Here is a 22962-nt window from a genome sequence, read left to right on the forward strand (position 1 = left end):
TTTCATTATTCAAAATCAATATTATCAACTTCAATATCAATATGTTTCACATTGACATCTGTCATCTGTTTAATTGAAATTGCTATTTTCTCTTGAATTTCTTTTGTAATTTGAGATACATTGACTCCATATTTGATACGAACATGAATGTTTACATAGATTTCGTTATCTTTGATAGAACAAGATACAACAGCTTTTGTTCCTGGGATTTGTATTCCCTTAGATGTATCTAAAGAAACATTTTTCATTTCATTAACTGTTCTTTTTGTAATTTCATCAAAGACTTGAACATTCATCAATATTTTACCATTCACAGTACCTTGATCAAATGTATAATATTCATTATGTGCCATAACATTACCTCTTTTCTATACTCTATTGTATATAAAAAGTTATAAAATTACAAGTTTATTCACTAATAAATTTTACTTCTACCTGATAATTATCTCCTACAAGATTTAAAATTTCTTTAATAACTTTTGAAGCATCACTTTGTGTTGCATCTTTTTTCATGACTGTAACTTTGATTGTTTGATTTTCAATTTCAACATAGGCATCTGAATAGCCTAATTCTTTAATCTTTGCAACAATACTCTTTTCTTTCTCTCCTATATTTTTTGTTTCACTAATTGTTTCTAAAGCTTCATTAATAGAATCGGATGTACTTGATTCTTTAGCAATAATTTCATTGTTCTTAGAAATAATATCTTCTCTTTTTTTGTTAAGTTGTTCTTGTAATTGCTGAATTGTTGTTTGTGTACTTGTAACAACTTCCTCATTGGTACTTGGTGGCAACATAATATAATAAATAGATAAGACAAGTATCAAACTAAAAAGTGTTAAAAAAGTAAAAGCTTGTTTATTCATATCCCATTCTCCTTTTTCTTATATACTATATGTTTCAACAAGCATAAATATGAAAAAAAGAGCTTACGCTCTTCCTTGATATTTCCCATCTTCAGTGTTAACAATAACTTTTTCTCCTTCACTAATAAATAAAGGAACTTTAATTTGAAATCCTGTTTCAATTGTCGCATTTTTTGTTGCTCCAGTTGCTGTATCACCTTTAACAGCTGGTTCAGTTTCAGTAATTGTAAAAGCAACATTAACAGGCAATTGTACGCCTAAAACTTCACTTTCAAAACTTGTTACTTCTACATCATCAGAAGGTTTTAAAAAATTCATTTCCCATTTTAAATGATCAGCTGGAATTTCAATTTGTTCATAAGTTTCATTATCCATAAAAACTAACATATCAGCTGCATCATATAAATATTGCATTTTTCTCTTTTCGATATGTGCTTTAGCTACCTTTTCACTATTTCCAAAAGTAACTTCTGTTGTTGAACCTGTTCTCATATTTTTCATTTTCACTCTAATATTTGCAGCTGCACGGGCTGTTTTATTATGTGAATATTCTAAGACAACATATAAATTACCATCATATTGAAAAGTCATACCGGGTCTTAAATCACCAACATTAATCATATTTAATCTCTCCTTTGTAAGTTTCCTTTAGCATTATAACAAATTTTTAAGTATATGTAAAACAAAAATAGTTTTGTCATTTTCGCTGAATTAAAATAAAATGACAAGTAATGCAATAATAGATAGTAATATCGCAATAGCAATACTAAATTGATGTTTTCTTTTTTCATCATGACATTCTCTTTCACGATAAACAGTCAATGAAAAACAAACACCTAATAATGCAAATATAATATATAACATATTATCCCTCCAAATATTCAAATTTTGTTACTTCAAAGGTTTCAGTTTGAATCTGTAATAGAAATGAATAATTCATATCTTCAGATGTTAATGTTGTGGTGATTTCATAATAAGTTCCTAAATCATCTATCATACTACTCAAAGAATAGTGATCATCCATAAAATTATCACTTAACAAAATATCATTTTGCATGGATTCAACATAATATTTTGTAAGAAGAATTTCTAAATTTTTTTGTTTCATTAATAAATCTATCTGTTGATAATGATTTGTGTTCTGATTTATCATAAATAAACCTACTGTCAGTGAAAAAGTCATCACCATAAAAGTAACAAGAACAACTTGCAAAACAGAGCCTTTATTGTTCAATAATTTCATCATCAATCTCCTGCTTCTCTTTCACATAAGTTAACATAAAACGGTAATCCTTTTTATCACGTGAAATACTCATATAAATAAAGTCATTCTCTATTTCAAATGATAAATCATCAATATCGGTTAACATTATTTCAAATCCAGGAGTCTTCACTAATCTATGATTATCAAGTTCAAATGTGAATGTTTCACCATTACGATTGATATATTCATAAGTTTGACCCACTTCTTCATAACATGTTCCTAGAACTTCCTGACTCACCTGTTTAGCAGCAATATAGATATCCTCATTTGCAACTGTTATATTTTGAGTATGCCCAATGAGACGATACATACCAAATAAACTTGATACTATCATTAGTGTAATCCCAAGTGAGAGTAATACTTCTACGAGTGTAAAGCCATCTCTGCTATCTCGACAAAATCTTCTGAATATGATATTTCACCTTCTTTCACTAATATCTGTTCGTAAAAACGATTAATCTTTACTTCCTGAGAAAAAACAGTGGTCATTAATCCTGTGTATAAAACGAGAACACTTATAAAGATCTCAAAAGCTAATAAACTTTCTATAAGTGTTGATCCTTTTCTATTCAACATAAAAGCACCCACTCCCTACCTGATATACAAAATGATAATTCTTGTTTTGAGTATGGAGAATAACTGTCTTTGCCCCTTTAATATTTCCAAAATCATTAAATGTCATTTGATGATTATCGAAATAAAATTGTTGATTGAGTTCATAATCTCGTTGCCTGTTAAGACATTGATAAGAGACTAATGATCCATTGAACTTTAATGTTACTGTTTGTTTATAAGTCATTGCAGTCAACTTTGCCTCATTTAGAAAACTGACAATTTCTTTAATTTGAACATCAGCACTTTTTTGTGGCATATGTAATGTCATTGAAATCATAGATAACATACATATAATAAATAAAACAAAAAGTGTTTCAATTAACGTAAAACCTTTATTAGTCAGCATACGCCTGTCCATCACTAATTGAAATAGATTTTCCATTTGGACATACCCCTTGTTTTTCAGTAAGATATGGGTGAGTCCCACTAGTTAGATCAGAAATACTTATTGGTAATTCACCATTTTCAATTTCATATAATAAAATCTGTGAATTGACTACTTCTATTTGTGCTTCACATCCTTTATTTTTTACAACTGTGTTTTTTGAAGTAACATTTGGTATAACAAGAAGTAGGATTACAAGTATAACACTTATACAAAAAATCATTTCAATTAAAGTAAACCCATTTTTATTCATTCTTTCATTCCTCCCTTTCAGTTATATATCTGATATAACATTCATCATTGGTATGATAATTGACACATAAATTGTTATAACAAATATAGCAACAAATCCATAAATTGATGGTACAAAATATTTAAGAAACTGAGAAATCCATAAATCAATTTGTTCATAAGTTAAATCAATATAATGTGATAACGATTGTTTTTGATTCGGATTCTTCATATACATTTGAAAAAAACTCAAAAATAACTGATCGAAATATTCAAAGTCTTCTAAAATATCTTCTAGTGCTTCTCCATCATGCAATCGATTATTTATTTCATAAAGAACTATCTTTAAATCACTCTCTGTCATCTGTTCATTTAATAGAGCAATGATACTTGTACTATCTATCTCTTCATTAAGTAATTCATGATAATAGACAGCAAATTTTAATGAAAAATATTTCTGTAAACAGACTTTAAATATAGGTAGCTTTAAATACCATTCAATGACCTGATATGACTTTTTTTGTAGAGCATAGAACAATCTTACTAATAAAAATATAACACTTACACCTATCCCAATAACAAATATAGGCATTGTATAAAAGAAAAGAAACATTAATTGTGTCATGAAACTTTTATGTATCTGAAATGAATCAAATAACTGATTAACATTAGGCAATAAAACAAAGACAACAAATATAGAAAAGAGTAATAGAAAAGCCATCAAAATAAGAGGATAAGTTAATTTGGATTTTAATTGATTTTGATATTCTTGTTTCATTACACAAATATCTAAACTTTTTTGAATCGCTTCTGATAAGCAATTCTTATTTTTGAAAAAATAAAAGTACTCCAAAAACAATTTAGGAAAGTCACTATATGATATAACAACTTCAAGCGATTCTCCATTTCTTAATTTATCAATCATCTTCTCAATCATTGGATAATGCATAATGTTCTGACAAATTTTGAGCGATTCTTCAACACTATATCCTGATTCCAATAACGTATACAAATTTTTCAAAAACATATAATCTTTATTCACTCTTACACTCTCCTAAAAATAATTGTTGATCAAATCCTTGATTGATTAATTTTTGTGCTTGTTTTGCAAATGTCATATACGAAGTAACATTCTTTTGAAAATAAGATAGAATCTGTTGTCTATTCATTAATTCAGATAATACTATTACTCTTTGGTTAGCTTCATCATACTTCATTTTTTGAGACATTGCTCCAATCATTACATCACAAATATCCGTTTCATTAATTTCTAAATTCATTAAACGTTTCAATGATAAAATAGCATTACTAGCATGAATTGTTGTTAAAACAAGATGTCCAGTCAAAGCACATGTAATAGCTATTTTAGCTGTGTCTACATCACGAATTTCCCCTATCATAATAACATCTGGATCATGTCTTAAAATCTGTCTAAGTGTATCATGATATGTTATTCCTAACTTTTCATTAAGTTCAATTTGTAAACAATTTTCTAAATGCATTTCTATCGGATCTTCGATAGTAATAATATTTTTGTTGTTATGCTGAATGATTTCTTTAAGAATTGTATATAATGTTGTAGACTTTCCTGATCCAGTGGCTCCACTAATTAAAAAAAGACCACTTTCCTGTTTGCTTAACCATGTTAGATACTGACATACATCCTCCTGATATGTAAGTTCCTGAATTGTACCAATTTCATGATTATTTAAAATTCTTATAACAATACTTTCAAATTCCTGTGATGGCAAATAAGATATTCTTAGAAAATACTCCTTTTGATGAATATGTATTGAAAAATCTCCTGTTTGTGGAAGCAAACGATAATTTGTATTAATCAAAGATCTATACTTAATATAATTCATTAATTTGCTTCCCACATCGTTATCCATACAGTCATACTTTTCTAATTGTCCAAAAATTCTAAAGCGAATTGTTAAATTTTCCTTTAAAATCATGTGAATATCAGTTGCTCTTTTCTTTAATGCTCGATAAATCATCTTATCAAATAGTTCATCCATAATTACCCTCCTACTATATATATACGCAAAAAAAATCAATTTTTCTTTTTTTATACAAAAAAAAGTCATATTTTTTTATTATGACTTTAAATAAGGGTTATTTTGTTGTTCATAATACAATGTACTCTCTTCACCATGACCTGGTAAAAGCCTTGCATCAAAATCCATTTCTTTTATTTTTATCATAGACTGTTTTGTTTGTAAATGAGATGATGTTGGAAAATCAAATCTTCCAATTGAACCAGCAAATAAAACATCTCCACTAAACATGGCATTTTCATCTTTTATATAAATCATACTGCTCCCCTGGCAATGTCCTTCCAATAAAAACCAATGTATTTCATAATTAGCTATATGCATTATGGGTGATGAAGCTGATACTTGTGATTTTACAATAAAAGATTTTTCATAAAAAGAAAGATTTAATTGTGGATTGCTAAGAAGCGCCATTGATTCTTGATGTGTATAAATAGGACAATGATAATGTTCATATAAATAATCAACTGCTCCTATATGATCAAAATGACCATGTGTCAATAAAATTGCCACAACTTTCAGTTCATGTTCTGTAATATATTTAACAACCTTTTGTCCGTTTGCACCAGGATCAATAATTATACTTTCATTAAATTCATTATAAACAACATAACAATTTGTTTGCATTGTACCTAATATTAATTTTTTTATCATATTTATTTTCCTTTCTCTAAAGAAAAAAAGCCATCAGGCTTATTTCTTTTCTTTATGAGCAGTTTTTTTATTACATCTTGGACAGTATTTCTTAACTTCCATTCTCTCTGGATGATTTCTTTTATTTTTAGTATTAATGTAGTTTTCTTCACCACATTCAGTACATTTTAAAATGATGTTTTCTCTCATTATTACACCTCCATCGTGACTTCGCCATACTATAATAGCATAAAGTTTTGAAAAATGCTACACTTTATTTATTTTTTACACCATATTTATCAAAATATTTTGTTAATGCTTGTTTAGAAATACTATTACACGCGCTTGAAGAAGATGATGACTGACTTTCTGATATGCAAGCAATGGAAATTTGAGGAGCATTGTAAGGCGCATACCCAATAAATGCTTTGTTTTGATATTCTGTTCCATTAATCATGACCTGAGCAGTACCAGTTTTTCCAGCCGCCTGATAATATCCATTCATAGCCTTTGCAAGTCCAGTAACACACCCTTCTCTAAACCCTGTTTGAACACGTTCAAACGCGAGAGTATAACTTGAAACATCATCTAATACCTTAACTTTATGCTGTAATAATGATATTTTTTGACCTTCATCATTTTCATTAAAAGATTCTAAAAATAAATGAGGCTGAACACGTTTCCCTCCATTTGCGATAGTAGAGACATATTGTGCCATTTGAATTGGTGTATAAGTATCATATTGTCCAATTGAAAAGTCGAGTAAATTACCACCTTGACGACTTGTCACTGATCCACGATATCCTAAACTTTCACTAGGAACATCAATTCCTGTTTTAACACCTAAACCAAGTTCTCCAACATCTTGCCTTAATGTATCAAATGCTTCTTGATTTATATAAAGGGGTTTCCCTTTTTCATAGGTTCCTCCACCTAAACGAATAGCCACATAAAACATATAAACATTGGATGACTTAGCAAGTGCTTGAACTTCATTTAATCTTCCTAGACCGCTTTTATTCCATGAACGTTTAATAGGAGTGCCCGCAATTTGTATACCCTCTGCCGTGTCATTAAAGTACGTATTTTTTGTGATTAGGCCTTCTTTAAAACCTGTGTAAATCGTACCACCCTTGAATGTTGAACCAATAGCATAAGCAGATAAATAGTTACCAGATGCATAATCTGATATTTCACCTGTTTTCGTATCTCTTTGTTTTCCTGCCATAGCAACAATTTCACCATTATTAGGATCCATTAAAGTGACAAAGATATGATTGTTATATTGACCTCCCTGACGACTTTTCAAAAAACTTTCTATCAAATCATTCAAATATTCTTGTAGTTCCCAATCAATAGTTAATCTAATATTATCACCTTTAGAACCACTTGAAACTGATTTGATAATTGGATTTCCTGCACTATCATAAGTCATAGAATACTTTGCTGCTGATCCAGCCAAAACACTTTCATATTGTGATTCAAGCCCACTGACTCCAACACGTGAATCATTGTTATAATCTTCTGCTAATAAAATATCTTTTGTACTTGCTGGTAGTCCTTGTTTTTTAGTCGTTACTCTTCCAAGAACAGACTTAAAGGTATTCTCATATGTATATTCACGAGACCAGTCATTTGTAACTTTGATTCCTCTTAATAAACTAGAGTTTTCACCAATTAAACTTGCTTCTTTTATAGATAAATTTTCTAACAAAACAACAGATCCACTTCTACAATTTGAAATTTTAGAGAATAACATATAATATTTTATATCATTATTATTTAATTTATCATTTAATATATCATCAGTTATACGATCTAATTTTAATTTATATATTGTATCGTTTTCTGCTTTTAATTCATCTGCACTCAATAAACTTTTGACATAATCATCATCTTTCAAAATCAAAAAATCTTTTTTATCACGTTGAGTAACACTTTCAATATCTACATTAACATTCTTTATTAAAAAATTGACAATAGTATTAATTTCTTCTTCTTTAATGTTTTTAACTGCATAATAAGTCGCACAATTAATATTTTTATTATAAACTAATCGATTATAATTTCTATCATATATATTCCCTCTAAAAGTATCTGCAGTAAAAACACTGGTATTATATTGTGTGAGTTTGGCAGCATAATAATCTTTTTGGCTAATTTGAGTCATAAACAAACGTATGAGTAAAATAGCCCCCATTATTGCAACACTAGCCATTAATATTTTAAATCTTCTAGAGATTACATTATTTGTTTGATTTTTCATTTTAGATTCAATTTCTTTTTGACCATTAAATCTTATCTGATTTTTCTTAAACAGCCCCATATCTTCACCTCCATGACTTATTATATTATAAACGATATTGAAAGTAAATCAACCCAAAAGAAAAAGAGAATTTCACAAATTCTCTTTCCATGATTTTAATTCAACATTTAATCATCATCAACAGATAATATAGCCATAAAAGCTTCTTGCGGTATTTCAACACTTCCTACTGCTTTCATCCTTTTCTTTCCTTCTTTTTGTTTTTCTAAAAGTTTTTTCTTACGAGAAATATCACCGCCATAGCATTTTGCTAAAACATTTTTACGCATAGCTTTAATATTTGTTCTAGCAATGACTTTTCCTTGAAGTGCAGCTTGAATAGGAACTTCAAACATTTGTTTTGGAATAATTTCTTTTAATTTTTCACAAATAATGCGACCACGATTATATGCAAAATCTTTATGAACAATTGTTGATAAAGCATCAACAATTTCACCATTTAAAAGAATATCCATACGTGTTAATTGACTTTGTTTATATCCATGAAGTTCATAATCAAATGATGCATACCCTTTAGTACATGATTTAAGTTTATCAAAAAAATCATAAACAATCTCACTTAATGGAATCATATACATTACATTACGTCTTAAATCATCAATATATTCAATATCCTGATATTCACCACGTTTAGACTGACATAATTCCATAATAGGACCTACGTATTCATTAGGAGTCATAATTGAAGCTTTAACATAAGGTTCTTCAATATAATCAATTCGCTGTGGACCAGGTAACATGGCAGGATTATCAATTTCTACCATCGTTCCATCTGTTAAGTAACAATGATAAACAACTGAAGGGGCAGTCGCTATTAAATCTAAATCAAACTCTCTTTCTAATCTTTCTTCAATAACATCCATATGGAGTAACCCCAAAAAACCACATCTAAAACCAAAACCTAAAGCCTGAGATGTTTCAGGTTCAAAAATAAGTGAAGAATCACTTAATTTCATTTTTTCCAATGCTTCTCTTAAATCTTTATATTTTGCATTATCAACAGGATATAAACCGCAATACACCATTGGATTCAATTGACGATAACCTGGTAACTGTTCTGTTGATTCTTGTGATAAAGTGGTAATCGTATCTCCAACATGAACATCTTGGATAGATTTAATAGATGCAGCAATCCATCCAACTTCACCAGTCATGAGTTCATTCTTTTTAACTTCTTTTGGCGTTCTAACACCTACTTCAACAACTTCATAGATAGCATCTGTAGCCATAAACTTAATTTGATCACCAACACGTACACGCCCCTCTTTGACGCATACAAAAACAATAACTCCACGATAACTATCATATAATGAATCGAAAATAAGAGCCTGTGTTGGGTTTTCTATAGTCCCTTTAGGAGCAGGAACATTCATCACAATATCTTCTAGTACATCAATAACATTTAATCCAGTTTTAGCAGAAATCAAAGGAGCTTCATCAGCTGGCAGCCCTATGACATCTTCTATTTCATGAATCACACGTTGTGGATCAGCGCTTGGTAAATCCACTTTATTAATAACAGGCAAGATTTCCAAATCATTATCTAAGGCTAAAAAAACATTGGCAAGTGTTTGCGCTTCAACACCTTGAGCTGCATCTACTACCAGAACAGCACCTTCACACGCTGCTAATGAACGAGAAACTTCATATGTAAAGTCCACATGACCCGGTGTATCTATAAGATGCAATAAATACGTTTCACCATTCTTGGCTGTATATGTTAACTGTACAGCATTAAGTTTAATAGTGATACCACGTTCTCTTTCCAAATCCATACTATCAAGGAGCTGTTCTTTCATTTCTCTGTCACTCACTGCACCAGTAAGCTGTAATATTCTATCAGCCAAAGTAGATTTTCCATGGTCGATATGGGCAATGATAGAAAAATTTCTTATATGTGATTGATCTATATTCATAATCAAACTCCTTTCTTTTACCTAATCTATTTTACACAATTCTCCATAAAAAAGAAATAGAAAAGTCACCATTAGACAACTTTTCTATAAAACATTTGCTTATACTGTTTATAATTGAAATTGTTAAATTATGATTCACTTGTGAAAACTCATATTTTTAAAGATATATTCATTTCCGTTCTAACAAATATTTATCAACAAATTCAACGTGTTCGACTTTTACCTCCATGATTGTCGTTGTCTGATGATCTGATGATTCAAATGTCTTAGATTGGAGACGTCCCTTTACTCCTAAAAAACTGCCTATCTCACAACATTCCATCACTGAAGCACTAATCCCTTTCCACAATACACAACTAATAAAATCATGATCTTTTAATCCTAAATTATTACGATATGGTCTTTCTACATCTAAAACAATTGTTGCAAGTTTAATCCCATTAGGCGTTTCTCTTAAGATTGGTTCACTTGCTAATCTCCCAATAATTATAATTTCGTTAAACATTTTATATTTCCTCCTTGCCTATAGTATATATGATTCTCATGAAATGACCAAATTTCATCAAAATAGGTATTTTTATGAAAATTTCACGTATTTTGGAAGAGTAAAACTATCAAAACTAATAAAAATAGTATGAAAAGAGATGAAATGATGTCTAAATTTGAAAAATTAGATTATAAATCTTAAATAAAAAAAGCACATTTTTTGTGCTTTTTACTACTTTTCTACAACAACAAATGCTATAGCATATTTTTTTTCATGAGAAATTGAAATAAGTGCATGTTTATCGTTTAAATATGGACTACCATCTTTATCATTTAAAATCTCAATATCATGGAAATCAATTCCACCTAATCCTTTATGATTAGCTTTAAGATATGCTTCTTTACCAGCAAATCGTCCTCCCAAAAATTCTAAACGACGCTGTTTAGATTTCATCTGACAAAAAAGCTGATATTCATTCACACTAAGAATTCTCTCTACAAAATGAAGATTTTCAATATCTAAACGATCAAGATCAATAATGTCAACACCAATACCTCTCATCAATCTTTAAATTTCTTTTCGTAAAGACTCATAAGTTCATCTAAACTCATTGAATCATCAATCTCATCAATAAATGAATCTTCATCTTTATTTTGAAAATCAAGTTTAAACTCTCCAGTTCTCTCTTCAATAATTTTTAATTGATCTTGTTCTTCTTCAACAATATGAGCAATATTACGTAAATTCTGCTCAACACTTGGTTCTTCTTTTATTGGTTGGGTTTCCACAATTTCTTTTTTTTCCTCTTCAAGTTGAGAAGCTGGTCCATAAAAAGGACTAATAATTGGAATAAGTTCATCAGTTTCTTTTTTTATTTTTTTGACTTTAGGTTTTGTTGGTTTAACCTCAGGTTTTCTTTTTTCTTTTAAACCAGTAATTGGTGAAATAATTTCACTCATACGATAATTTGTATCTAATGCAACTTTCTTAGGCTCAGTTTTTTTAACTTCGACTTTCTTTTCTTCAACTTTTTTCTCTTCTTCATCTTCATTGTAAATGAGAGGAGTACTAAATTTTTCCTTACGTCGTTGCTCTAAAACAGGATCCACTGTTTCAAAGACTTCCTCATCTTCTTCATCTCGTCCAAAAAATTTCTTAAACATATGTCTTCCTCCTATTTAAAAAATGAATCGCCAATTCGATAATTCTGTTCATCTAAAACAAGTATACCTCGTGTTTGTGGGGCATTCTCTAAAGCAAGTTCTCTTGGAGAACAGAGCATACCTGATGAAGGAATACCGCGCAATTGAGAAGGTTTAATAACCAAACCAGAAGGCATCACAGCTCCTGGCTTTGCAACAACAACAAATTGATGAAGAGCAACGTTAGGAGCTCCACAAACAATTTGCAGAATTTCACTACCCACATCTACCTGACAAATATGCATATGATCAGAATCAGGATGCTCCTTCATATCAATGATTTTTCCCACATGAAATCCATCATCAAAATTACTTTCTACTTTTGAGTGTTGATAATGCTGCATAACTTGATTCAATTCATCTACAAACTGAGGGGTTATTTTTATTTGACCGTCTTTTAAATCTGAAATATATGTAGATGCATGAAAAAGATTATAACCAATAATTTCATCTCTATGATATAAAGTACATAAATCATCTCTTCTTTCATACTTATCTACTTTCCTTATATCTGTTAATCTCACAAATAAGATATCACCAACATATTGATGATTATAAAATGCATGTAAATTCATCATATCCCACCTATTCTATTGCATCAATAAATGCTTGTATTTCATTTTTCGTCTTACGTAATTTATTTACTAACCTAGAAACTTCATGACCATCTTTATAGGCAACAAATGATGGAATTCCCATAATTTCTAAATCAATACATAAATCAACCATATCATCACGATCAATATAATAGAAAGTCCATTGCGGATTTTCATTAACAAGTTCATCAATAAATGTCTTTAAAAAATGACAATCAGGACACCATGTTGTAGAAAAAACCATCATTGCCTGTCCTTTAGATATTGCCTCTTCATAAGTTTTTAAATCATTAATTTTTATTAATTTATCCATAGATTATTCTCCTTTAAATGTTGTTACAATTCTGTAAATTGGACCATAAGGTGAAAATTTACGTTCATATTCTGTTTGAATATTATCTTCATACCCTTCACTATGGTGTAAATCTAAACATACATCTTCAAAGTTTAGACCATAATGTTGAAAGGAGAGTAATGAATATTCAAATAAAATACGATTATCTGTTTTTAAAATTAATTCACCTGATATATTTAATATCTCTTTATAGATAGGTAAAAAAGTCTCAGATGTCAAACGACGTTTTGTATGCTTCTTCTTTGGCCAGGGATCACTAAAATTAAGATAAATACGATCAACTTCATGGCAATCAAATACGTCTGTTAATTCTAATGCATCTTCTTTCATCAATCTTAAGTTAGATAAATTTTCTCCAATATCATCTATCTTCTTAATTGCTCCAACAAGAACACTTGGAAATTTTTCAATACCTATAAAATTAACATCTGGATATTTTTTTGCATTTTCAATAATAAAATCACCTTTTCCCATTCCAATTTCAATATAAATAGGATGATCATCACCAAAAATTTCATGCCATTTTCCTTTGTGACTTTTTGTATTTAGAACAACAAATTCTTTGTGATTTTCTAAAATCTCATTTGCTTTTGGGTTATTTCTTAAACGCATATTTTCCTCCAATATTTTATATTATTGTAGCACAGATTCATCTTTTAATCTATCTAATTCTTCATCAGTCAATCTTCTATAAGCACCTAATTCTAATGAATTGTCTAATTCTAGATCTTTCATACGAATTCTCTTTAAATATGTCACTTCTTTTCCCACTGCTAAAAACATTTTTTTCACTTGATGGAACTTACCTTCATAGATTTCAACTTCAATTTCACTCTCTGTGCTAGTTGTTGATATAATCTTCAAATGTGCACTTTGACATTGATAATCATCATTAATCACAATTCCTTTAAGAAATTTTTGAATATCATTTTCATTCACAACACCTTTGATTTTCGCATAATAAACCTTAGGACAATGTTTTTTAGGTGAAAGTAATTGATGAGCTAATACACCATCATTCGTCATGATGAGCAAACCCTCAGTATCCACATCTAATCGACCTACAGGAAATAAATCATCACGATAATAATCATCAATAAGTTCGACAACAGTTGGATATAATTTATCTTCTGTTGCGCTCACATATCCAGCAGGTTTATTCAACATATAATAAACATGTTCTTCATAAATAATTTGTTGATCATCTACCCAGATTTCATCTCTCATAGGGTCAACATGAATTTTATCTTTCTTTATTTTTTCACCATTAACAATGACTATTCCTTTTTTAATTAATTCTTTTACTTCTTTACGGCTTCCAAATCCACTGTGTGCTAAAAGTTTATCTATTCTCATTCATGTTTCACCTCAATATACTTTGTTTCTTTTTTTGTTTTTGATTCATCCGTGTAATAACTTACATATACCTTAACATTTTCCATCTCATCACACTCACCTGACAATTGAATTCCTTTATAAAAATTTTCAGCTTTATTAATATAATTTCTTTTAAGATGAAATGGTTCATCATCAAATATACCAATTACAGGACAAGTCTGTTTATCATCTTCATTAGCATATGCTAATGCTTGAATATCATACATATCAACTTGTGGCTGATCTATAATAAGATCATAACGATATTTTTGTTCAAGTTTATTAAAAACTAATTGTATATGAAACGGATATTCATTATCAAAGTCATGACATTTTATTAAATTATCTTTCATTTCTTGATACACATCAAATTCTGAATATTGTTCCGTTTGCTGACAGGCACTACACAATGCAAGAAGACATATTAACAATATTAATTTCTTCATCTTATCACCTTTTTTTATTATAGCATTTTTTCCTTAATGAAAAAAGGCTATTTCTAGCCTTTCTACTTACATTTACATTCAAATGTGTCACAAGCTGTTTCTGCAACATCTTTTGCTTCTTTGCAACGACAGTTATTGACATGAATGCAGTTTGCTTCACAACATCCATCACAATAGTATTTACAAGTATCCACGCTACATTTTACATCTTTAGCCATGGTTTCACCTCCATATTTTATTATGGCGTAAATCAAGGCAAATATACAATCATGCAACTGAAACTATATTCTAACTCACCATTATGTGATGTCATTGTAACTTGATACTGAAGATCTTGAATATCAGGATTTTCCTTTTCAACAAACTCATTCAAGGCATCTTCTAAATCAAGTTCATGTGTTTTTTCAATAATTTTTATTTTCATAAATACATTTTAGCATATGATATATAAAAATTTTGTCATTATTGGTTAATCTCGACAGTGAATTGACACATAAATTCATCATTTTCCGCTAAAACAACAACGCCTTCCTTATCTTTAAATTCACCATTAAAACCAACATAATCACTATGTCCAACCCAAGGTTCAATTGCTATTAAACCACCTACATGTTTGCTTGCCCATATTCCTAAATGATTAAAATTATCAATATAGAAACGAATTGACTTATCATGATTTAGAGATTTTAATGCAACATAATGAGAATGAGGATTTTTTACAACAATTGCATCATTATTAAACATCGCTTGTCTTATAAAGAAACGTCTTTCATTATCAAATAATAACTCTGTTTTATCAGACATACCACGATGTTCAACATCAATAATTTTTTGATACAATGTTTCATTTTTTTCAAACTCAATATAATAATCATTACTTGATTCATTCTCCATTAATGGGCATGCAAATGCTGGATGACCACCAATTTGGAAATAAATTGTACGATGATCTGTGTTACGAACAAGACAGCGACATTCCAATTGATTTTCTTTTAATGTATAAATAACTTTTAAATGAAATAAATAAGGATATTGTTTTAATATTTCTTCATTTGGTGTTAATTCAAATTCAACACATGTATCAGATAACTGATGAGTAACATACTCATTATGTCTTGAAAATCCATGCTGTGTCATTGTATAAGTTTTTCCTTCAATACGGCATTCGTTATTTTGCAATGCCCCAACGATTGGAAAAAGAATTGGTGCACTATTAGCCCATAATGAAGCATCTCTTCTCCACATATAGTTTAACCCATCTTTTAATCCAATAATTTTAATAATTTCTGCACCTTTAGGATTTAATTCAATTTTTAAAATATCATTTTTTAAAATTATCATCATCTATCTCCTATTTCATTTGACCTTTAATCATTGCTTGTTGAATGCAAATGTCTTCATCAAAGAAAACAATATCTGCATAATTACCTTCTTTAATCTCTCCTATGAATTCTTCATTTAAGCTACGCGCGGCATTGTAACTCGCCAAATTAACAGCTTCATTTAAAGTCAATCCAAGATGCTGATATGCATTTCTAACACAATCATTCATATTCGCAATACTTCCTGCTAAAGCACCATTTGCTAAGCGCGCTTCACCATCTTTAACATAAACTGGCTGATTCCCTAATTTATAAGTTCCATCTGGCAATCCAGCTGCTTCAATTGAATCAGTAATAAGCACAAGTTTGTCTTTTCCTTTTGTACGTAGCAATGCTTTAGCAGCTGCAAAATTAACATGAATACCATCTAAAATTAATTCTGCATAAACTGTATCATTAATCATAACAGCACCCACAACTCCAGGCGCACGATGTGTTAATGGTGTCATTGCATTAAAAGTATGCGTTCCAGAAGTTGCACCAGCATCAATCGCAGTTTGGGCTTCTTCATATGTTGCATTTGTATGTCCCAAAGAAACAGCTGTATTTTTATCTTTTAAATAAGTAATTAACTCAATAGAATGCTCTAATTCTGGAGCAATAGAAATTTTTCTCACTACATTCTGATGCTTTTTAACGAAAGATAAATAATTTTCAACAGTAGGTAAAATCATACATTCTTCTGGTTGAGCACCTTTATATTTTTTATTAAAGAACGGTCCTTCCAAATGTGTTCCTAATATTTGGGCACCTGTTACTTTTTCTTTATTTATAGCAATATTCTCAACTGCTTTTGCAATGTCATCAACTGGCATTGTCATTGTTGTTGGTAAAAAACTTGTCACTCCTGTTTTTAAAGCAGCTATAGAGATAGTATTTAAATCTTCAAAAGTCGGATACATTGTATCACTACCACCTCGACCATGTGTATGCACATCAATAAAACCAGGACTCACATACAATCCTTTCGCATCAATAACATCTTCATCAGTTGGTTGTCGATAACTAATTTCTATAATTTTATCACCATCAATGAAAACATTTTTTTCTACAATTTCATCATGTAAAATAATTTTCCCGTTCACAATACATTTTTTCATTTTTTTGTCCTCCTTATTTTATTATACCACGTCTTTATTTATCTTCAAATAAAATACACAAGAAAAGGTATACATCAGTATACCCATAATTATGACATTGTTGCACCATCAACTGATAAAATCACACCCGTGATATAACTTGCCATATCACTTGCCAAAAATACAAAGGCATTAGCAATATCTTCTGGTTCACCAATACGTCGAAGTGGAATAGAGTTAATGATAGGCTGAATCATTTCATCAGGTAAAGCAGCGACCATATCTGTTTTAATAACACCAGGAGCTACTGCGTTAACACGAATATGATCTTTGCCTAATTCTCTTGCTAACGATTTTGTCATACCATTCACAGCAAACTTAGATGTTGGATATCCTGCACCAGCAGGTTGACCATATAAAGAGACCATTGAACTTGTATTTAAAATAACGCCTCCACCTTGTTCTTTCATGATAATTGCAGCTTCCTTAGAACAAATAAAGACAGCATTAACATTTAAATTCATAATCATTTCAAAGTCTTCTAAATTATAATCAAACAATTTATCACGCTGTGATATACCTGCATTATTAACAAGAATATCTAAACGTCCAAATGTATTAATAACAGTTTGAAAAGCATCTTTGACTTCTGCAGCATTCATCAGATTAGGATGTAATCCAATAACCTGATAATCTTTATTTTCTTCTTTTAATTTTTCAAGTGCAATTTTAACAGTCTCTTCTCGTGAACCAAATAAGGCAACTTTTGCTCCTTGATTTAAATAAGCCTTGACTGTAGCATATCCAATTCCTCTAGTACCACCAGTCACTATTGCAACTTTTCCATCCAATAATTTCACTATATTTCCTTCTTTCATTTTTAATATAAATCTATTTTATGATAAATCTATTATTTTGTCAAATATTTCACAAAGGTATTCATAAAAAAAGACAGATTAACTGTCTTTTTCATTTAATTCTTCTATAATACTTTCTATTTTATTTCCATACTCTAAAGAAGTATCAAGTATGAAATGAATTTCAGGACATTTACGAATTGTTAATCGTTTTGCTAATAATGAACGAATAAAACCTTTTGATCTTTCTAAAGCATCCATACTTTTCTTTGTATTTTTATTTAAAAAAGATACATATATTTTTGCAATAGATAAATCATTCGTAATATCTACGCCTGTAATTGTACAAAATCCAATGGCTGGATCTCTGACTTCCGTTTGTAGAATATCTGAAAGTTCTCTTTGAATGATACCATTCATTTTATCTTTCTTTAATACCACTTTCAATCAACTCCTATTTTCTTTCGACTTCTTCCATGATATATCCTTCAATAATATCTCCTTCTTTGATATCATTGTAGTTTTCAATTGTTATACCACATTCATAACCACTTGCAACTTCTTTTGCATCATCTTTAAAACGTTTTAAAGAAGCTAATTTCCCTTGATAAATAACAACACCATCACGAATCAAACGAATACCACAATCTCTACGAATATAACCATCTGTCACATAACATCCTGCAATATTTCCAACTTTAGAAACCTTGATAACTTGTCTAATTTCAGCCTGTCCAGTAATGACTTCTTCTAATTCAGGAGCTAACATTCCTTTCATTGCTGCTTCAATTTCTTCAACCATCTTATAGATAATATTGTGTAATCTGATTTCTACACCTTCTTCTTCAGCCTTACGCCTTACATTTGCATCAGGACGTACATTAAAGCCATAGATGATTGCTTTAGAAGCACTTGCCAACAAGACATCAGATTCACTAATTGCACCTACAGTAGAACGAATAACATGAACACGAGCACCATCAATATCAATTTTTTCCAATGATCCTCTAACAGCTTCAGCAGTACCGTTAACATCTGCTTTAACAATAATATTTAAATCAACCATCTGTCCTTCTTTGATTTGACTAAATAAATCATCAAGACTCATTGCCGAATTCACACCACGATCAATTTCCTGTTTTGCTTTTTGTCTTTCTTCACCAACATGACGAGCCATTTTTTCACTCTCAAATGCCATAAATTTATCTCCAGCAACAGGTACTTCATTCAATCCAGTAATTTCAACTGGTGTTGAAGGCATTGCTTCTTTCAAAGGACGTCCACTATCATCAAGCATTTGACGAACTCTACCAAAAGCTGTTCCCACAACAATTGGATCTCCAGATCTCAATGTTCCATTTTGAACCAATAATGTGGCCACTGGTCCACGACCTTTATCTAGTCTACCCTCAACAACACTACCATATGCATAACGTTTAGGATTGGCTTTTAAATCAGCTAATTCTGCAACAACTGTAAGTGTTTCTAATAACTCGGAAATACCAGTTCCTTTTTTAGCAGAAATATTGCAATAAACAGTATCTCCACCCCACTCTTCTGGCATTAAGCCTAATTCACTCATTTCTGATTTTATACGATCAGGATCCGCTCCTTCTTTATCTATCTTATTGACAGCAACTACAATTGGAACTTTTGCAGCCAATGCATGATCAACTGCTTCTTTTGTTTGAGGCATAACACCATCATCAGCAGCTACAACAATAATAACAATATCTGTTACCTGAGCTCCACGCGCACGCATAGCTGTAAAAGCTTCATGACCAGGAGTATCAAGAAAGGTAACTTTTTTACCATTCACTTCAACCTGATACGCACCAATATGTTGAGTAATTCCACCAAATTCACCATCAACTACTTTAGACTTTCTGATAGAATCTAATAACGTTGTCTTTCCATGATCTACATGTCCCATAATTGTCACGACAGGTGGACGACTGGCTAGATCAGCTTCATCATCAACAATTTCAATTTCCTCAAAATTAATTTCATTCACAACAACATTTTTCTTTGGTTCATAACCATACTCAATACAAATTAATTCAACTTGTTCATCATCTAACGATGAATTAATTGTTACCATTGTTCCTAACATAAATAGAACTTTAATCACATTTGCTGGTGTTTGCCCAATTTTTTCAGCTAATTCACCAACTGTAATACCTTCTTCATATTCAACAATTCCATCACCAATGATCTTATCTTCTTTTTTAGGCTTATTGGGAATATTTGAAATAAGCTTCTTTTTATGCTGATTACCTTTCTTTTTTGTTGAAGTATTCTTTTTTGCCATAACATCAACCTCCTAACTTTGATTTGATTTTATCTGCAAAACCTTTATCTTTAATTCCTATAACAACGCGATTGTTCTTACCAATCGCAGCCGACAATTCGTCTATCATACCAACAATTTGATAATCGATATGATAAAATGAACATTTATCAGTATATTTCTTTTTTGTATTGTCACTTGCATCTGTAGCAATCAAAACGAACGAAACTTGTTGACTGCGAATATCATTTAACAATACACTGCCACAACTGATTTTTCTTGCTCTTGCAGCAAGCCCTAACAAAGCATGAATATCTTTATTTAACATAATTTTTTAATTCCTCATAAATTGTATCAGGAATTTCAATTCCTAATGCTCTTTTTAATGCACCTTTTTTTTGAGCTATCTCAATTGCATCAAGACTTCTTTTTAAATATGCCCCACGGCCATTCATTTTACCCGTAGAATCAACAAAAACTTCGCCCTCTTTATTTTTAACAACACGAATTAATTCTTTTTTAGGTAGTTGTTCACCTGTAACAACACATTTTCTTAAAGGTATCTTTTTCATTAAAATCACCTCTATTTATCATCATAATATTTGTCAAATTCATCATAGTCAATATCTTCATCATATTTTGGATCATAATCATAGTCATAATCATCATCCTCAAATTCTTCAACATCTTCTTCATCTTCAATAGATTCATCAATGTCATTACTCTGCAAAATTTCTTCAGTATCTTCAGCTTCTTCAGCAGTGTTTTCAACAATTTCTTCAATAATTGGTTCTTCAGCAACGGATTCATCAACATCTAGATTATCAGCGAAAACAACTTCATCACTTTCTTCATAAATATCATCTTCTACCGGTTCATTCATGACTGTTTTCACAAGTTCTTCAACAATAGGCTCATCACTAATCATCTCTGCTTCAAAAGATTTTTCAAATTCAGCATCCTGACCATAAATAATTCCTTCAGCAGCTGCCTCGCTTACTGATTTAATATCAATTTTCCAACTTGTTAAACGAACTGCTAATCTAGCATTTTGTCCCTTTTTACCAATTGCTAGAGATAATTGATTATCAGGTACAATAACGAGTGCACTATGATCTTCCTCATTAATTCCAACATGTACAACTTCAGATGGTGATAAGGCATGAGAAATAAAAACAACAGGGTCCTCATTCCATTCAATAATATCAATCATTTCACCATTTAACTCATTCACAACATTACGTACACGACTTCCTTTAGGACCAACACATGCACCAATTGGATCAACATTATCATTAGTTGTATAAACAGCAATTTTACTACGATCTCCTGCTTCACGAGAAACAGATTTTATTTCAACAGTTCCATCATAAATTTCTGGAACTTCCATTTCAAACAATCTCTTAACTAGTCCAGGTTCTGTTCTAGAAACACCAATATGAGTTCCTTTTGTACTTCTTTCTACATCACTGACATAAACCTTAATATGTTGTCCTTCATAGATTTTTTCACCTGGAATTTGTTGATTCAAAGGCAATAACGCTCCAGTTCTTCCAATATTAATAATAGCAAAACGATCTTCTACACGATCAACAACACCAGTGATAATATCATCTTTTTTATCAATATATTCATTATACAAAGTTTCTTTCTCTGCTTCACGAATTTTTTGTTTCAATAACTGTTTTGTTTGAATTGCTGCTAAACGTCCAAAGACTTCTGGATCAATTTCAGTCACAACGTCATCACCAACCTGATATTTTGGATTAATAACTTGTGCTTCTTCTAAAGATAATTCAAAATCTTCATCATTGACATCATCAACAACATGTTTAATTTCATATAAACGAATTTTTCCATTATTCTCATTAATATCAACTCGAATAATAGATTCAGGTCCACCATAATTCTTCTTATATGATTTTTCTAAAGCCTCTTTTAATGCATCTAAAACAATTTCTTTTTGAATCCCTTTCTCACTTTCCAATAACTCTAAAGCTTGGATAAATTTTTTACTAGCCATTCTTTATTTTCCTCCTTAAAACTTAACAGCTAATCTTATAAAAGCAATATCATCATACTGCAGAATACAAGTTTTTTTAATGTTTTTAATCATATATTGAATTTCAATTGATGCATCATTTACACTCAAGATTGTTCCATAGACATCATCCATACCTTGCGTTGGCTTTTTAAACTGAATATATACATATTCACCAATTGACTGTTTTACTTTTTCCAGTGTCTTTAAAGGCTTCTCAGCTCCTGGTGAAGAAATTTCTAAATAATATTCATTTTTAATAATATCAGCTTCATCTAGTTTTTCGCTAATTGCTTCACTCACAGCAACACAAGTATCCATATCTAAATGTCCATCATTTTTTTCAATAAAAATTCTTAAATACCATTCATTTTTTTCATTCACATATTCAATATCATCAAGATAAACATTATGAATATTAAGAATAGGTTGAATTAAATTTGTAATTGTCTCTAGCATATAATCCTCCGTTTACAAATATAAACGAGAGGGTCGCCCCTCTCGTAAATCACTGATTACATGTATAATATACCACAACCAAGTACAAAAAACAATG

At 30.3% G+C, this 22962-nt stretch carries 34 protein-coding genes; all 34 read right to left on the bottom strand.

Annotated features, from left to right (window positions below; genetic code table 11):
• Positions 1 to 5 precede the first annotated feature (5 nt).
• A complete protein-coding gene (locus BN350_RS11590; RefSeq protein WP_028043742.1) occupies positions 6 to 353 on the bottom strand; it encodes an Asp23/Gls24 family envelope stress response protein in 348 nt (115 codons plus the stop codon).
• A 55-nt stretch (positions 354 to 408) separates the two neighbouring features.
• Positions 409 to 867: a SpoIIIAH-like family protein gene (locus BN350_RS11595; protein ID WP_028043743.1), complete on the bottom strand. Its 459-nt coding sequence runs from the start codon at positions 865 to 867 to the stop codon at positions 409 to 411.
• Between the two features lie 63 nt (positions 868 to 930).
• Positions 931 to 1488, bottom strand: a complete 558-nt coding sequence (gene efp, locus BN350_RS11600) for an elongation factor P (RefSeq protein WP_028043744.1) — start codon at positions 1486 to 1488, stop codon at positions 931 to 933.
• A gap of 90 nt (positions 1489 to 1578) precedes the next feature.
• The gene (locus tag BN350_RS20660; protein ID WP_155849105.1) at positions 1579 to 1731 is read right to left on the bottom strand and encodes a hypothetical protein; all 153 of its coding nucleotides are present in this window, start codon (positions 1729 to 1731) and stop codon (positions 1579 to 1581) included.
• A gap of 1 nt (position 1732) precedes the next feature.
• On the bottom strand, positions 1733 to 2110 hold the full coding sequence (locus tag BN350_RS11610; protein ID WP_028043745.1) for a hypothetical protein: 378 nt from the start codon (positions 2108 to 2110) through the stop codon (positions 1733 to 1735).
• Positions 2091 to 2465, bottom strand: a complete 375-nt coding sequence (locus BN350_RS11615; RefSeq protein ID WP_044600296.1) for a competence type IV pilus minor pilin ComGF — start codon at positions 2463 to 2465, stop codon at positions 2091 to 2093. Before BN350_RS11615 ends, BN350_RS11610 begins: the two co-directional genes overlap by 20 nt.
• 29 nt (positions 2466 to 2494) lie before the next feature.
• Complete coding sequence (locus tag BN350_RS21375) at positions 2495 to 2707, bottom strand: hypothetical protein (protein WP_028043747.1); 213 nt, start codon at positions 2705 to 2707, stop codon at positions 2495 to 2497.
• Positions 2697 to 3128 (bottom strand): competence type IV pilus minor pilin ComGD, encoded by a 432-nt coding sequence (gene comGD / locus BN350_RS11625; RefSeq protein WP_231385277.1) that lies wholly within the window; start codon positions 3126 to 3128, stop codon positions 2697 to 2699. The genes BN350_RS21375 and comGD overlap by 11 nt, the downstream gene beginning before the upstream one ends.
• Positions 3082 to 3384: a competence type IV pilus major pilin ComGC gene (gene comGC, locus BN350_RS11630; protein WP_028043749.1), complete on the bottom strand. Its 303-nt coding sequence runs from the start codon at positions 3382 to 3384 to the stop codon at positions 3082 to 3084. The genes comGD and comGC overlap by 47 nt, the downstream gene beginning before the upstream one ends.
• 21 nt (positions 3385 to 3405) lie before the next feature.
• Complete coding sequence (locus BN350_RS11635; protein ID WP_028043750.1) at positions 3406 to 4404, bottom strand: type II secretion system F family protein; 999 nt, start codon at positions 4402 to 4404, stop codon at positions 3406 to 3408.
• A complete protein-coding gene (locus BN350_RS11640; protein ID WP_028043751.1) occupies positions 4397 to 5383 on the bottom strand; it encodes an ATPase, T2SS/T4P/T4SS family in 987 nt (328 codons plus the stop codon). The genes BN350_RS11635 and BN350_RS11640 overlap by 8 nt, the downstream gene beginning before the upstream one ends.
• 78 nt (positions 5384 to 5461) lie before the next feature.
• On the bottom strand, positions 5462 to 6073 hold the full coding sequence (locus tag BN350_RS11645) for an MBL fold metallo-hydrolase (protein WP_028043752.1): 612 nt from the start codon (positions 6071 to 6073) through the stop codon (positions 5462 to 5464).
• 39 nt (positions 6074 to 6112) lie between these two features.
• A complete protein-coding gene (gene rpmG, locus BN350_RS11650) occupies positions 6113 to 6262 on the bottom strand; it encodes a 50S ribosomal protein L33 (RefSeq protein ID WP_028043753.1) in 150 nt (49 codons plus the stop codon).
• A gap of 64 nt (positions 6263 to 6326) precedes the next feature.
• Complete coding sequence (locus tag BN350_RS11655; protein ID WP_028043754.1) at positions 6327 to 8378, bottom strand: peptidoglycan D,D-transpeptidase FtsI family protein; 2052 nt, start codon at positions 8376 to 8378, stop codon at positions 6327 to 6329.
• A 107-nt stretch (positions 8379 to 8485) separates the two neighbouring features.
• Positions 8486 to 10294 (bottom strand): translation elongation factor 4, encoded by a 1809-nt coding sequence (gene lepA, locus BN350_RS11660; protein ID WP_044600297.1) that lies wholly within the window; start codon positions 10292 to 10294, stop codon positions 8486 to 8488.
• Between the two features lie 169 nt (positions 10295 to 10463).
• The gene (locus tag BN350_RS11665) at positions 10464 to 10799 is read right to left on the bottom strand and encodes a single-stranded DNA-binding protein (RefSeq protein WP_028043756.1); all 336 of its coding nucleotides are present in this window, start codon (positions 10797 to 10799) and stop codon (positions 10464 to 10466) included.
• A gap of 213 nt (positions 10800 to 11012) precedes the next feature.
• Complete coding sequence (gene acpS / locus BN350_RS11670; protein ID WP_044600298.1) at positions 11013 to 11342, bottom strand: holo-ACP synthase; 330 nt, start codon at positions 11340 to 11342, stop codon at positions 11013 to 11015.
• Positions 11342 to 11944, bottom strand: coding sequence for a hypothetical protein (locus tag BN350_RS11675; RefSeq protein WP_028043758.1), 603 nt, complete (start codon positions 11942 to 11944; stop codon positions 11342 to 11344). Before BN350_RS11675 ends, acpS begins: the two co-directional genes overlap by 1 nt.
• Positions 11945 to 11955: 11 nt before the next feature.
• Positions 11956 to 12558, bottom strand: a complete 603-nt coding sequence (gene ytpR / locus BN350_RS11680; protein WP_049945567.1) for a YtpR family tRNA-binding protein — start codon at positions 12556 to 12558, stop codon at positions 11956 to 11958.
• Between the two features lie 10 nt (positions 12559 to 12568).
• A complete protein-coding gene (locus tag BN350_RS11685; protein WP_028043760.1) occupies positions 12569 to 12892 on the bottom strand; it encodes a thioredoxin family protein in 324 nt (107 codons plus the stop codon).
• Positions 12893 to 12895: 3 nt separating this feature from the next.
• Positions 12896 to 13546 (bottom strand): tRNA (guanosine(46)-N7)-methyltransferase TrmB, encoded by a 651-nt coding sequence (trmB, locus tag BN350_RS11690; protein ID WP_028043761.1) that lies wholly within the window; start codon positions 13544 to 13546, stop codon positions 12896 to 12898.
• A 21-nt stretch (positions 13547 to 13567) separates the two neighbouring features.
• The gene (locus BN350_RS11695; RefSeq protein WP_028043762.1) at positions 13568 to 14290 is read right to left on the bottom strand and encodes a pseudouridine synthase; all 723 of its coding nucleotides are present in this window, start codon (positions 14288 to 14290) and stop codon (positions 13568 to 13570) included.
• Complete coding sequence (locus BN350_RS11700; RefSeq protein WP_028043763.1) at positions 14287 to 14757, bottom strand: hypothetical protein; 471 nt, start codon at positions 14755 to 14757, stop codon at positions 14287 to 14289. Before BN350_RS11700 ends, BN350_RS11695 begins: the two co-directional genes overlap by 4 nt.
• A gap of 62 nt (positions 14758 to 14819) precedes the next feature.
• Positions 14820 to 14975: a DUF1540 domain-containing protein gene (locus BN350_RS20310; protein WP_081652908.1), complete on the bottom strand. Its 156-nt coding sequence runs from the start codon at positions 14973 to 14975 to the stop codon at positions 14820 to 14822.
• A gap of 32 nt (positions 14976 to 15007) precedes the next feature.
• The gene (locus tag BN350_RS20315; protein WP_081652909.1) at positions 15008 to 15181 is read right to left on the bottom strand and encodes a sporulation protein Cse60; all 174 of its coding nucleotides are present in this window, start codon (positions 15179 to 15181) and stop codon (positions 15008 to 15010) included.
• 38 nt (positions 15182 to 15219) lie between these two features.
• A complete protein-coding gene (locus BN350_RS11715; RefSeq protein WP_028043764.1) occupies positions 15220 to 16098 on the bottom strand; it encodes an aldose 1-epimerase family protein in 879 nt (292 codons plus the stop codon).
• A gap of 10 nt (positions 16099 to 16108) precedes the next feature.
• The gene (nagA, locus tag BN350_RS11720) at positions 16109 to 17239 is read right to left on the bottom strand and encodes an N-acetylglucosamine-6-phosphate deacetylase (RefSeq protein WP_028043765.1); all 1131 of its coding nucleotides are present in this window, start codon (positions 17237 to 17239) and stop codon (positions 16109 to 16111) included.
• 89 nt (positions 17240 to 17328) lie between these two features.
• The gene (locus BN350_RS11725; RefSeq protein ID WP_231385278.1) at positions 17329 to 18078 is read right to left on the bottom strand and encodes an SDR family NAD(P)-dependent oxidoreductase; all 750 of its coding nucleotides are present in this window, start codon (positions 18076 to 18078) and stop codon (positions 17329 to 17331) included.
• Between the two features lie 96 nt (positions 18079 to 18174).
• Positions 18175 to 18516, bottom strand: a complete 342-nt coding sequence (rbfA, locus tag BN350_RS11730) for a 30S ribosome-binding factor RbfA (RefSeq protein ID WP_028043767.1) — start codon at positions 18514 to 18516, stop codon at positions 18175 to 18177.
• A gap of 13 nt (positions 18517 to 18529) precedes the next feature.
• Positions 18530 to 20386, bottom strand: coding sequence for a translation initiation factor IF-2 (gene infB, locus BN350_RS11735; protein WP_028043768.1), 1857 nt, complete (start codon positions 20384 to 20386; stop codon positions 18530 to 18532).
• 4 nt (positions 20387 to 20390) lie between these two features.
• Positions 20391 to 20693, bottom strand: a complete 303-nt coding sequence (locus tag BN350_RS11740; protein ID WP_028043769.1) for a L7Ae/L30e/S12e/Gadd45 family ribosomal protein — start codon at positions 20691 to 20693, stop codon at positions 20391 to 20393.
• A complete protein-coding gene (gene rnpM / locus BN350_RS11745) occupies positions 20683 to 20937 on the bottom strand; it encodes an RNase P modulator RnpM (protein WP_028043770.1) in 255 nt (84 codons plus the stop codon). The genes BN350_RS11740 and rnpM overlap by 11 nt, the downstream gene beginning before the upstream one ends.
• Positions 20938 to 20948: 11 nt before the next feature.
• Positions 20949 to 22388: a transcription termination factor NusA gene (gene nusA / locus BN350_RS11750; protein ID WP_028043771.1), complete on the bottom strand. Its 1440-nt coding sequence runs from the start codon at positions 22386 to 22388 to the stop codon at positions 20949 to 20951.
• Between the two features lie 15 nt (positions 22389 to 22403).
• Positions 22404 to 22865, bottom strand: a complete 462-nt coding sequence (locus BN350_RS11755) for a ribosome maturation factor RimP (RefSeq protein ID WP_028043772.1) — start codon at positions 22863 to 22865, stop codon at positions 22404 to 22406.
• Positions 22866 to 22962: the final 97 nt, after the last annotated feature.

This window comes from Candidatus Stoquefichus massiliensis AP9 (assembly GCF_000455285.1).
In the GTDB taxonomy this organism is placed as follows: Bacteria; Bacillota_I; Bacilli_A; order Erysipelotrichales; family Coprobacillaceae; genus Stoquefichus; species Stoquefichus massiliensis.